At 37.5% G+C, this 14176-nt stretch carries 8 protein-coding genes; all 8 read right to left on the minus strand.

The genetic code is table 11. The annotated features are described in order from the left end of the window. Nucleotides 1–499: 499 nt before the first annotated feature. Nucleotides 500–3004, minus strand: a complete 2505-nt coding sequence (locus tag OM074_RS02455) for a glutaminase family protein (RefSeq protein ID WP_301197688.1) — start codon at nt 3002–3004, stop codon at nt 500–502. A gap of 135 nt (nt 3005–3139) precedes the next feature. Next, on the minus strand, nt 3140–3844 hold the full coding sequence (locus tag OM074_RS02460; RefSeq protein ID WP_301197689.1) for a DUF3823 domain-containing protein: 705 nt from the start codon (nt 3842–3844) through the stop codon (nt 3140–3142). Between the two features lie 7 nt (nt 3845–3851). Next, a complete protein-coding gene (locus OM074_RS02465; RefSeq protein WP_301197690.1) occupies nt 3852–5744 on the minus strand; it encodes a RagB/SusD family nutrient uptake outer membrane protein in 1893 nt (630 codons plus the stop codon). 19 nt (nt 5745–5763) lie between these two features. Next, complete coding sequence (locus OM074_RS02470) at nt 5764–9183, minus strand: SusC/RagA family TonB-linked outer membrane protein (RefSeq protein ID WP_301197691.1); 3420 nt, start codon at nt 9181–9183, stop codon at nt 5764–5766. Nucleotides 9184–9299: 116 nt separating this feature from the next. Beyond that, nucleotides 9300–10370 (minus strand): FecR family protein, encoded by a 1071-nt coding sequence (locus tag OM074_RS02475; RefSeq protein ID WP_301197692.1) that lies wholly within the window; start codon nt 10368–10370, stop codon nt 9300–9302. A gap of 64 nt (nt 10371–10434) precedes the next feature. Further along, a complete protein-coding gene (locus OM074_RS02480) occupies nt 10435–11028 on the minus strand; it encodes an RNA polymerase sigma factor (protein WP_301197693.1) in 594 nt (197 codons plus the stop codon). A 101-nt stretch (nt 11029–11129) separates the two neighbouring features. Beyond that, nucleotides 11130–12719 (minus strand): glycoside hydrolase family 43 protein, encoded by a 1590-nt coding sequence (locus OM074_RS02485; RefSeq protein WP_301197694.1) that lies wholly within the window; start codon nt 12717–12719, stop codon nt 11130–11132. 402 nt (nt 12720–13121) lie between these two features. Then, the gene (locus tag OM074_RS02490) at nt 13122–14165 is read right to left on the minus strand and encodes a glycoside hydrolase family 43 protein (protein WP_301197695.1); all 1044 of its coding nucleotides are present in this window, start codon (nt 14163–14165) and stop codon (nt 13122–13124) included. Between the last annotated feature and the right edge of the window lie 11 nt (nt 14166–14176).

The following is a 14176-nucleotide window of genomic DNA, read 5'->3' on the forward strand; positions in this document are numbered from 1 at the left end:
TGTTTGATCCAAATATTGAATTGGTAATATTTAACGATGAAACTGAAAAAGGAATTTTATATTGGCAATGAGAATTATATAAATTATTTGACTGACCGATATTTATAAAAAGCACAAAACTCTAACATCAAATATATCACATAGTGAGGATTGTTGTTATTTGATAGTTTGTATGGTGTTTGAACACCGCCGAAGCTTTTGCTTCGGCTATAATTGAATAAAGGTATAACCAAAACAAAAACTTCGGCTAAGTAGAGGTCAGAAGGATTAGCTTTTCAAAGTGCCATACGCATCATATTTTACACTTTGTGCCACATACTAGACGCCACTGTACTACAAATAAAAATTAGATAACAATGGATTTTTCAAATGTAACAAACGGGATTCTAAAGTACATTGATACTTGGGAGCAAAAATTGACAGGAACTAAAAAAAGGTAACACCAGACCCGTAATTACAGGACTAATGTTACCCACAGAAATACTAAAAAATGTAATACCTATTCTAAAAGTTTAATAAAATATCCTCCTACAACAGAACGGGCCTGGAAGCCAACTTTGCTCCCATCTGTAGTTTCATACCAGTCAGACATTGGAACCCTGTCTTCTGTTTTGGTTACAAACCGGTGAACCGGATCAATGAACTTACCAAATGTTTCCATATCGTTAGCTAAAGTAGCGGTCCATATAATCCAGTCGGACTTGGTATAAGTACGACGGTTGTCCAAAGGCAAGCCAAAGCTATTTTGCATGGTTAAATAATAGGCCAGTTCCTTTTCAACCACTTCAGATGGGAAAATACCAAGATCCAACAATTTATCCCAAACCAGATTATACTTTTGGCTCCAGGTTCCCGGCTTATCAAATGTTAGTTTATAGTGATCACCATCCTCAGCCTTTTGGCACCATTGGGCAGCCATATCCCTGGCAGCACTCTGGTACTGATTGGCAAGCCCATCTTTTCCTAACATGTCGGCCAGTTGCGCATAACACGCAACCCCCATGATGGCTTTAACAGAAAGGTTTGCATTGTGAGCAAAGTGCCCTGCAAAATCATCGGTACAAAGCTGATTTTCCGGATCCAGGCCATTTTCGAGCAGGTAATTTACCCAGGTAGTCAACACATCCCAGTGTTTTTGAGCATAATCTGCATTTCCTTCACGATTGGCAATAGCTGCTGTTAACACCAACATGTTTCCACATTCCTCAACAGGCATATCTCCACCATAAGTTTGTCCGTTAGCCAACGGATAAGTCCCCACATCATGAGCAGCAAAGGGTTTATTCCATTTCCCGCTCTCAGAATAATAAAAGATCGGGTTTAACATCCCCTTTAATAAATCCGGGTTATATCTTAAAAACAAAGGTGCAGAAGGATAAGTAACATCAACAGTACCAATTGATCCGTTACTAAAGTTCTCTTTGGATAAAAACAATATATTGCCTTGCTGATCCTTAACCAATTTATGCGCTGCAATAGCTTGTCGGTACGCCAAAACACATAGATCTGCATAATTTTGCCCTCCGGCACTCAAACATTCCTCCCACATATCAACATCAAAACTTTTGCATCTTTCAATAATATCATCATGCCCTTTAACAGCCGACACAAGAATATCATCCATTTGAATTTTGCCCTCTTGAGTCCACCAGGCTTTTAGGTTATCTCCAAAATACTGAATAGATTCCTTATCATCATATCCAACCATAGCATAACCACTTTCAGGAGCAGCACCCACTTTACCCAGGTTATTGGTTATGGCAAGAGCCGGCATGTTCCTAACCAGGTTATCGGCAATAGCTGTTTCAGAACCGGAAATAACACCTTTTTGAACAAATTCTTTTTTCAAATCATGGTAGTCGCCAATGGCAACCACATTAGATGGCGCCTTATCTGAAGCCAGGTAGGCATATCCCCAGTCTATTCTTAAATCATCTCCCTTTTTCTTTAAAACAGGCTGTTCAACTGTACCTGCTCTGGCAAAGCTTACGTTACCCGTTTCGCCCTTACTAACCTCAACAACCTGATGAAGTTCGTTAACAGCCCATTCCGGAGTCTTTTCAATATAAATCTGAACATCATGTTCCTGTCCATCGTTTGATACCACCTGATAATCGATGTAATTTATAGGACGAGACATCAGGTCAAGATCATCTAAAAGCAATGGAGAAACAAACTGCACATCCAAATCAACCGGTCCGCAAGTAAAGTTATACTGGGTTTGGGTTGCCGTAAGTTTAACACTGTTTTGCACAGCTGTCTGAACAAACTGCTCTTTATTTTCACTCTCCTGATAAATACCGAAATCGACATAAGCCCCACCCATTTTGTTTTTACAGTAGGCAGCTATTACATTTTTAGCCCCAGGATTCAATAGCGATTTATCCAGTTTCAGTTGCACATCATTATGCCATTCGTAACCTGTTTTTACCAGTTGCTTGCCATTTAAATACAGCTCAAAGGTATCATCATGAGAATAAACCAGATACAAATCCCTATCCGACAAATTATCAGGCATTACAAATTCCCTGCGAACCCAAATATCTGCAGTTTCCCAAGGGGTTGATAAGGCAGGCATATCCCTGGTACCAAAAGCTCCCATACCGGTTTTCCAGTTTTTAGCTTTATAGCCTGGTTTTTCCCATTTTCCCGATGGTTTTTCAAAGGAATATTTTCCTTCCCAGGGTTCAACTTTAGCCATTGGGATAACAGGTTGCAACCTGATCTCTTCTTTTCCTAAAAAGCGGTAGACTTTACCATCAACCCTTACTGCACCAATTAGTGAATGAATACGCCCTGTCCAGTGACGAACCGCATCATCGTACAATTTATCGGTTTTAGACCATGCACAAGTGTACGGGTCAATAGTTATCAATGGGTAGGCCGGAGCTCTTAACTCTGTTGCCACCGTTTTTTCATTACCTATTCCCTGACAAGAAGACAAACCAATTCCTGTCACAAACAAAACAAGCAAAGCACACAAAAAATTACTTTTCTTCATCATTTTCTTCTTAAAACATTTATATATAAGCATTTATTCAACAATCAATTCCTTACCAACCGGGCATAAAAATGGCCATCAAGGTTCACCGAAGCATATCCCGGATGGCCAGTTAATCTAAATATTCACCAAAAATATTTACAGACTGATTTTCTCTACGCCCGAAAAAAGCATATCTTCTCTTCCTTCTATTTTAACACCTATCCGTGTAAAAACATAGTTTTGGGATGGAACAATATCAGGCACCGTTAAAGTCATTGATATGGAAGTCATATCTTCTATATCTTCCCCATCAATTGAAACATCTGCCACCTTCCACTGAAAATCCACGAACCTGGTTTTATTCATATAGAAACTGACTTTTTCAACAGAGCGGGCATCCTCGTCAGTTATCACCTGCTCCAAGCCAAATGTTGCTGTCACTTCTCTGCCAATAACATCAAAACCTACATTTCTAATCATATAGTAAGGCTCCACTTCAATATTAAAATTCTTGTTACCATTTACCTCTACAATTATGGTATCCGAATTTGTTACTGCATTGTTCACACACCTAAATGGCCCCTGATGTTCCGGGATAATTAGTTTATAGGTAGCATCAAATAAACTTGCGGAATACGCTCCATCCTGATTTACGGACACATAAATGGGCGCACTCTTTTGCCAGCCCGGCTCCCACAATTCAAACTCCACACTATTATTACTAATATGAATTGGCTCTCCATTAAACACAAGGTTTCCTTGAAGAAGAGAACCCGGTTCAGAATAATTATCATACTCACAACACACAAATAGTAAAGCGAGGATTCCAGACCATATTATCGATTGAAATACTTTCATCATCTTTACTTTATAATTGATTTGGGTTTTTAACCAAAAGAGGGTTTTTGCTTAAAACATCATCAGAAATATTTGAATAATAATTTCCTAATCTAAAATAATCGCAGCCCGTGACTTCATTAGGCAAAACCTGCTTAAACAAGTATTTTCCATCATTTTCATCACCTGGATTATAGTATTTGTATGGCCACAATCCATACACCCTATTACTCACTTCATCAGCTTTCCAGGGTTTATTGGTCAATGGCACCGTTTCACCATTCCATACTTTATGTGCCAGTCGCCAACGCTTCATATCCCATAACAAATGCCCTTCAAAGGCAAGCTCTACCTTTCTTTCATGTACAATCCTATCAAAAGACATATCACTTTCGCTTAAATCAATTGTAAAACCAGCACGGCGCCTGACTACATTTATATATTCAGCTGCTATTGACACTTTTCCCAATTCAAAAGCTGCCTCGGCTGCATTTAAGTACACTTCTGCCAGGCGGTATCGTATCCACCATACTTCACTTTTTAATCCACGCTGCCCTGAACCTGTTGCCGGATCAAGATACTTTCGACAATAGAAACCTGTTTGTGCCGAAAATTCAAGGCCATTAATTGGGCCGTCAATGCCTACAACCTGTTCTTCCACATCCCTGCCCGGCAACACTTTTCGTTGACCATATGTATCACCGGTGATAACTGAGCCATCTGCCAGCACATATCCTGCCCAAATATCAAGGTCTTTACCTTTAAATTTTGTACCCGGAACCAAAACCGTTCCTTTTAAACGGGCATCCCTGCCTTCAAACATTTTTTCAGGACTATCAAAAAACAAATATCCTCCGGCAGCATCTTTGGTTTGAAATGTTTGAAATGAATTATCCAGCAATTCAAACGACTGAACCAGATTTAAAGACGGATTCATCCTTCCACCTTCCAGATCTTCAGCACCCGACCATGGTTGATTTTCCACAGTGAAATTTACTGTTTTACCACTTTGCAATTTAAAGTCCTTAACAAAAAGAACCTCCCTGTTATTGGCTTTCTTAAGAAATACATCTGCAAAGTTTGCTGACAAATCTTCCTGATTTTCCTGATAAAGGCTATACCCATATTTAGAAGCATCCAATAAGGTTTCTGCCAGCAACAATGCCTTTTGATAATAGGTATCCGCTTTTGATACCTCAATACCTACTTCCCCACCGACAAGTGTAACCTCAGGCGTATTTACCCCATACCTGGCAATTGAACCAGCGTATAAGGCAACCCTACAACCCATTGCCAACACCAATCCCTGGGTAGCCCGGCTTTTGATCTCAATATCGTTTGGCAAGTCATCCAAAATATCATCCAGCTCGTTTAAAACAAAATCATAAATTTCATGCTCTTTTGAACGAGGGGTGCGCAGATACGATGGGTCGCCACTAAAATCATATGACAAAGGCTCTGTAATTAAAGGAACACCACCTACACGTTTAACCATCTCAAAGTAAATTGCAGCCCTTATAAAGCGTCCTTCAGCAATATACCTTGCTTTTATCGTGTTATCATTAAGATAGAATCCGGCCTTTTGTATAAACAAATTTACTTCCCTTATTAATGTATAATAGTCGTACCAGGCCACAGTCCATTCGCTATAATCCCATTTATTGTTTTTATGCCTCCAGTAATCACTATAACTCGATCCAAAAGCCTGGTCAAAATCGGCAAAGTTCCACCAGTTTTGGGTACTTTGATATTCCGGTATCCTATCGTACAAATCAGCCAGCAAGGATAATATTAATGAATTATCGCTCCACAACTGATCATCTGACAAAACATCTGTGGGTTCACGATCCAGAAAACGATCATCGTTACACCCCATTGTTGAGAACAGAAACAAAACGAATATTATACAAGCAAACCTATTCATCAAATCCTACATCTTCTGGTTAAAATGACACATTAACACCCAAATTAATAAACTTACTTTGAGGATACTGTAATCCGTTCTGGTTTTGAATTTCCGGATCTACACCTATCTCCTTTAAATTGTCGAATGAAAACAGATTATATGTATTTACATAAAACCTGAATTTTTCAACACCTACTTTTGATATAATTTCTGTTGGCAGCGAATACCCGATTTCTAAAGTACGCAACCTTAAATACCTCACATTGGTTAACCAAAAAGTAGAATTCTTATTGTAATTGCTATGCCAATCCGTATTATATCTTAAAGCCGGATATTTGCCATGTATCCAAGCACTATTTACGTCAAACGGATCTTCCCGGTGCCATCGGTCTTCATAAAATATTTTAAGCAAGTTACCTCCATTAAGATAAGGAGTGCGCATTTCGCCACTTTGATTATATGAATACATAGCCCCTCCGGACAGGTTTGCTTTAAAATCGATTCGCTTATAGTTGGCCTCAATATTAAATCCATAATTAATTACCGGATTATTACCTGTAGAATACCCGATAGGCCTTTCATCCCTATAATCAATCAAGCCATCTTTATTCATATCCTTATAGATAATATCACCTGGCAATAAAGTCTGGTTTCCCTCTCCATCAATATTAACAGGATAACTGTTTATCTGATCGACAGATTGAAACTGGCCTATTGCCTCATATCCCCAAAAAACACCTGTATACCTTCCTTCACTGGAGTGGGTAAAGTAATCGTACGAATTAGAAAATTTGGGCTTATATGATTGTAAATATTTTTCCCTGGCATATGAAAAACTTCCACCAACTGAAAAGGATAATTCTCCGATTTTGCCTCCATACACAATTGAAAAATCATATCCGGATATGGCGTCAGTATTAATATTTTCATCGGGAAGATCATAGCCTATCTCGTCAGGTACTATCACATCATCCTTACTGCCTTTTAGCCCATCCCTTTTTCGGTAGAAATAGTCTATTTCACCACTGATTTTTCCATTTAAAATGGAGTAGTCAATTCCTATATCGGTAATTTTACTGGTATACCATGAAATATTTGTCACCGGTACCCCTTTGTCCCTGGCTCCTGTAACTACTGTGCCATCAATAATAACTGTGGATGTGCCATAATTGTACCCTTCCAGATAATCAAATGCACCTAAATTAGAAATATTATCATCTCCCAGTTTTCCATACGAGGCCCTTAGTTTAAGGTCAACCAGTGAATTCCCCAATAAAGTCTTTACAAATTTTTCTTCCGTTATTCTCCATCCGGCTGATGCTGAATAAAACAAGCCCCATCTGTCATCAGGCGAGAATTTCCAGGAAGCATCCTTTCTGCCGGCAAACTCTAAATAGTACTTATTATTATAATTATAATTGATCCGTCCTATATATCCAATTCTTGCCTCTTCATAATCACTATCATCATAGGTATCCATATCACTAAACTGAATCAGAGAAAAGGCATTTGTTTCAGGTATGGCATGAACCCATTCTGATTTATCTTTTCTTTCGATACGTTCGTTTACAAATGTTACCTTCAGATCATGCATTCCAATTTTTTTGGCATAATCCAACTGAAACTGCGAGGCATTTTCAATGACTTTACGGGTACCCCTTTCCCGCCAGGGGTTTTGCATGGTGAATGTAACCTGGTATTGTTCCCCTTCCGGATTGTTAGGAAAATAAGTATATGCATCATAAGTATATTCATGGCCATCCATTACACGGTCGGCCAAATAATACGAATATCTGGCACTTGCTTTTAATCCTTCAATTGGCAAATCATATTCTCCATCGAGGTTTAACTGAACTACACGCCAATTTTCGGTCCAGTAACCGGAGCTTTTTTTATTTAAAATTGCCCAGTTTTCAGAATTGTGTCCAATATCGTTTATATAATCAGGGTTATCGTTGGCATAAGGTCTCTCTGTAGGTCTGTTGCGCAATAAGGCATATACCGGAGCCCAGTAATCGTCACTACCCGGAATTCCGGGATTGTCTCTGGTTTCAACCCGGCCATTAATCTGAATACCAAGTTTTATACGCTCCCCTATTTGGGAATCCAGGTTAGATTGTATATTTGTTCTTCCAAAGCTAAACTCATCGCCCAACACTGAATTTTGGTTTAACTGAGTTAGTGACAGATAATAATTGATATTACCGGATCCTCCGGAAGTACTGACATTTACCGATGTTTGCGGAGAGTTTTTGGCTATAATAAAATCATACCAATCAAAGCTTTTGTATCCGTTTTTGTTACCCTCATTCCATTTTTGCAGCTCATCGGGTGTTATACTGGTGCTGCCATACGAATTCATTTCTGCATCCGCTTTCCCCAGCATCCATTCATAAGCATTTACTGTTTCCGGAAAACGCGACCAGTTCTGCCAGCCGGTATAGGCATTTACATTAATCTCATTGGAGGAGTCGCGGTTACCTCTTTTGGTTGTAACAACAATAACGCCATTAGCGGCCCTTACACCATAAATTGCTGCTGAGGCATCTTTTAAGAAGGAAATACTCTCTATATCGTTAGGTGATATATTATTAAACTGCCCCACATCTTTTTGAAACCCATCTATTACATACAACGGGGCTCCCATATTCCTGATTTGTATAGAAGCGGAACTTCCAGGGCGGCCATCTGCCATCCGGTAACTTACACCAGCAATCTTTCCTGCCAGAGTTGAACTTAGTGTGGAGGAATGCACCATTTCAATATCACCTGATGCTATATCGGAAATGGATCCGGTAATGGACTTTTTTTTCATCTTGCCATATCCCACGGCAATCACTTCATCAATATCGAAAGAGGAATCAACAAGAACAACATCAATCCTTAACTGATCACCCACCTCAATTATTTTCTTCTCCATCCCGATGAAAGAGAAAATCAAAAATTTAGAATCGTCTTCAAATTCCAGCGAGTAAAAACCATTTATGTCAGTTATTGAACCTTTCATTTTTCCTTCCACAATAACAGTTACTCCAGGTATAACTTCACCGGAACTATTAGAAACTATCCCTGTTATCTTTCGTTTCCTTGTTCTGCCCTGTAATTCAGTATTTAGTACAATTAAATTATTATCCTTTATTTCAAACTTTATGTTTGTTCCTGAAAACAACTCTGTTAAAACCTCTGTAATGGTCTTATTTTTAAAACTAATATTAACAACCTTGTCGGTATTGATGTAATTATCACTGATGAAAAAATGATAACTACTATGTTTTTCAATCTCAGAAAATACCTCTTTTAATGTTTTATTTTTATATGTACCACTTAGCTTTGTTTGTGCAAAAGCAAGGTTTACCCCAACCAACATGAATAACAATATTACAGTACGCCGCATTTCCTGAACATTAATATTCCTCTTGCTCAATAAAAAACAAATTCCTGATAGCATTTCCTTCATTCACCCCTATTTATAGAATTATCAACCTCTTGTTCATTGACTCTGATGATCCTTTAAATTTACCAAATATTTATTTGGTTCACCGGTTCTATTTTCCCGAATAAGTAAATACTATTCTAATATTTTTTAAATTTCCCGATACGTTTGTTGTCCCTTCCGATATATACATCTTTCCCTTTTACTTCGTAATTAACCGGAGTAGACAATTTTATTACATCTAAAATTTCATTCAATCCCATATCTGTAATAGTACCCGAAAACATATACGACTTAATTTCCTCTGAATTAAAATGGATTTTACAATCATACATCCTTTCCAAATCAACGGACAGATCTTCTAATCTTTCCTTGTTCAAAATAAGCTGGTTATTCTTCCATGCAATATTTGGAGATAAATCCACATTGGGCCTAATAATCAATCTTGGCCTATTATTTCCCTTGCTTTTGTTTTTATAAAAAGTTGCTTTGTGGTTTGGGTTTAAATATATGTTATCTGCAATTTTTTCGGAGGCATGTTCCAGTTTAACCTTTCCTTCCACCAGAGAGGTAACAATTGCTTCATCTTCTTTATAGGCCCTAACGTTAAATTCCGTTCCAACAGCTTCTACAATAAAGTGGTCTGCATCTACCCTGAAAGGTATCTTTTTGTTCTTGGCCACTTTAAAATAGCCTTCACCTTCAAGGGTCAGGTTACGGTCAACCTGATTAAACAAGTTGGAATATTTCAACCTACTGCCTGCATTTAACCACACTATTGAATTATCTGGAAGCACCACTTTAGACTTAGAACCCAATGGAGCATATATTTCACAATAGGAGGTTGGCTGTGGCTTTTCAGCTGTTACCCTTTCATATACAAAAAGAGAACCTGCCCCTAACACAAAAACTATCAGGATAGCAGCTGCCTGCACTAATTTAAGGTACAAACTCCTTAGTTTTCCTTCTTTTTTATCAACAACAATCTCTCCCTTAATTTTATCAAACAGTTTACTTTTATTAAAGGTATGTACCGTTGGATATTGAGCTTCTTCCAGTTCTGCATACATATGTTGTTGGATATGATCCGCACTTCTTTCATCTTCCATTAGCAACTCCAGCTCTTCGAGTTCGCTAACAGAACATTCCCCACGGCCAAACCTGTCCTGAAGTTCCTTAAATCTACCTTGTATTTCTTCTTTATTTCTCATCTCTGTTTATAATACAATCTCAAACTCTTTATTACTCACATCAATCTTGTTTTTCAGCATTTTTTCATTTTATAAAATATAACAGACAAAATACCGCTAAATGATATTCTTCTTTTAAATGCTGTTTAAGATATTTGGTGGCCCTATAAATTTGATTTTCCACTGTCCTTATCGACAATCCCAATTTTTCCGAGATCTTGGGATTTGTCAACCCTTCAATCCGGCTAAGGTTAAATATATTTCTTTGTTGATCAGGCAGTTTTTCCAACAAAACCTGAATTTTCTGGTTCAACTCTTTATACTGCAAGCTTTCTTCAGGCAAATTTGCTGAAGCCTGGTAATAGTTCATCAAATATTTCTCATATTTTTGCTCCACAACCTGATGCTTCATTTGGTTATACACTTTATTTACAGTCATTTTATATAAAAAACTCTTAAATGACTTGTTTTCATCAATCCCCTCTCTAATTTCCCATATTCTAACGAATACTTCCTGAACAATTTCTTCTGATTCTGAAGGGTTTTTCAGGTATGAATAAGCAAAATGATACAAGCTTTCACTATAATAATTGTATATATGCTCATACGCCTTAATATCCCCTTCCTTTAATCTTTGAATTAATTGTATACTTATATTTGTAGATTTTTTAGCTTCCAACTTCTCCAATTTAGATTAACACATTGATTTTACAACTTCGATTTTTCTTTGGTTGGTTATAGTTACTTAATCTTTCATCATCCTCCCTCTATTCATTTTTTTTAATTTAATCCTGATTCCTTGGTATCTAAGCTTGTTAGCTTTACACTTTTTATATTAACAAATTCTTCGGCTTTACCTTTTGCAACTAGGCCTAACCTAAATCCCATTCCCCAGGGCACGTAAGCCGAAGCATCAATATTGCCTGCTACTTTTTCCCATCTATCTTCCACCTTTACAAAAAAGTTAATTAGATACCCATCGTTTACTTCCATTTTTAAATTAACCATATCATCCTGGAGTTCACTTACCAGGACTTCACCTAATATAGATGTTTCATGGTTAACCGTTCTCCATGCCTTAATTAAATTATGGTCTACAGAAATACCCAATCCTGCCAATGGGGCATAAAACTCATTACTTGCTGCTCCTATCAAAGCAATACCTCCCTCCGAATTCATTCCTGTATTGCCTAAATCCACGGTTGCAACAAACTGATAATCGGTAGACCGAACTGATTGTACAAGCAAACTACCCAACTCAAGGTTTTCGTTGGAAGCCTCCAACATCAAGCCATCTTCGCCTGTTGCATAACTTAAATCATGGGTGACCCTCCATTGCCAGATCAGGTTCAGCGCATCAGTAAAATGATCTTCAAAATTCAATTTCTCTTTCGGACTGTTTAATATTTGTGCATTTTTAAAGTAAGGCCAATTGTCTTTCCTCCAAAACAGCTTTTCCAACACCCCTTGCCTACCTATATAAACACTTCCCTGACGGCTATAGGCATGGTATAATAAGAACAGGTCATCATCTTTTGGAACTACGGCTCCCTGACCTGGGCATTTCCATTCAACATTGGTCCGTAATATGGGATTATCTTCAAATTTTTCCCAGGGCCCCAGTAAACTCTTTGCCCTTGCAACCCCAACTTTATAATTACACTCTTTGTCACAACAATTCCCCGAAGAGTAGAACATATAAAAATAATCGCCTTTGGCAAACAGGCAAACACCTTCAACCAAGCCACCTTCCCAGTCCTTATCATTCCTTATTAATTCAACTTTTTCGCCCAGAAGACGACTCCTGTCGTTTGATACTTCCTGGGCATATATTGGAGTTGGTAATCCTATACTACTGCCATCTTCTTTCCATATCAAATATATTTTCCCATCCCTATCCCTCATTTCAAATGCATCAATGGAGCCCATTTCCTGAGACACAAAGGGTCCATGGTCTACAAATGGCTTTTCGGGAGATTCAGCACTTGCAACACCAATGGTCATTCTGTTTGTTTTCTTATCCCTGGCAGAATAATACACATAAACCCGATCCTGCTCCTTATCGTAGGCCAGTTCGGGCGACCAAAAGTTTTTATCTGCCCAATCCGGAGCTCCCCCCGGAAAAACATACGAAATCAGTTTCCAGTTAATTAAATCCTTTGACTTAAAAATCGGAAACAAGGGAGACCATTCATTACTTGTTGCAGACGCGTAATAACAATCCTTTATCTTAATAACTGTTGGATTGGGATAATCGCCCGGTAAAACAGGGTTATATATCATCCCCTTACTATTATCTTTTATCCAACAGCCTGATAGCCCATTTAACAACACTACAACAAAGACAATAGCATAAATAATTTTATTCATCGTTTAAACCTTTTTCATAAACCATTGCAAATTACATAAGTTTTTAGTGGATATAACACCCCTTTACTGCCCTATTACAACTTGCGCACATAATTTACTCACAAAAATTTACTTTTTTTGAATAAAATATTTACATCTTCATACACTAGATCGTTAGATTTTAGATAAGAGATAAGGGATAAGAGATAAGAGACTCATTTACAAGATGCTTAAAATCAGATTTTTACCCTACCTAAGTTAATTTTATTAAATATCTCATAATCTTACACTTATAAAAAACTAACGAACTATTGAATGAGATAAAAACAAAAAAATGCAGCCGAACAATAAAGCCAGCTGCATTATCAATTATTTTTTCTTAATATGCTATTTTCTTTTCCAAAACTTACATATAGATCATCCTTATTCTATTGATTTAGTTACCGGGACAATCACATTATCACCTTTTACCGAAAAGGTATAAACACTACCCTTTTCATCCCATTTCATTTCAACAGGTACAATTCGGGTTCTTCTTGGTGACACTTGAGATTTTGAAAAATGAACATGGTACACATAATATAATCTGCCATCCTTACCTTTAAAAACATCTCCATGTCCAGCTCCATTTTCACCAACTATTGAACGATGTATAATCGGGCTATTATCACTTTTTTCCCATGGTCCATAAGGTGAGTCAGCGGTTGCATATCCAACAGAATAGTCAATATTCATAAAATGATTGGCAGAATAAAACATATAGTATTTGTTCTTAAGTTTTATTACTGTTGGCCCCTCCATTATAGGATCTGAAGGATAATTATCTGTTGCTTCCCATGCCTTTGTCTGGCCAAAGCACTGTTTCAAGGTTTCTGATTTAATTTTCCCAGTATTAATATCATACTCTGCTACCCACAAGTAGTTTCCATGGTTAAACCTCACATGGTACAAGTAATATTTTCCGTCATCGTCTTTAAAAATATAAGGATCTATATTCTTTTGAGAACCATCAATAGGCTCTATCGTTTTTTGCGTATATGGTCCCAATAGTTTTTTTGATTTGGCCAACACAACTTGCTCATTGGCGGTATAAGCAAATAGAAACATCTTGTTATATTCAAGTATCTGGGGTGCCCAAAAACCATTATCACCAAATGTTTTATTCCCCTTTTCCAAAATCATATGACGTTCATTTTTTGAAGGAGAATGCCATTCCTTTAGATCATCTGATTCAAGAACAGCAAAACCCAACGGCTCCCTGTTTCGTGTACCCGTCAAATAGTACTTTCCATCCTTTTCGTAAATAGTAGGATCTGCATAAAAAATCTCCTTGCTGTCTCCATCTTGTCCCGGAGTATTTACTGTACTGACACAGTTATCTTTTTTTTCACAACTGATGCCTTTTTTAGCAAATGCAGTAAACTGTACAGCACATAAAATAATTAATACTAATCTCCAATTTTTCATTCTCTTCTTTT

The organism is Plebeiibacterium marinum, from assembly GCF_026013615.1.
Lineage (GTDB): Bacteria > Bacteroidota > Bacteroidia > Bacteroidales > Marinilabiliaceae > Saccharicrinis > Saccharicrinis marinus_A.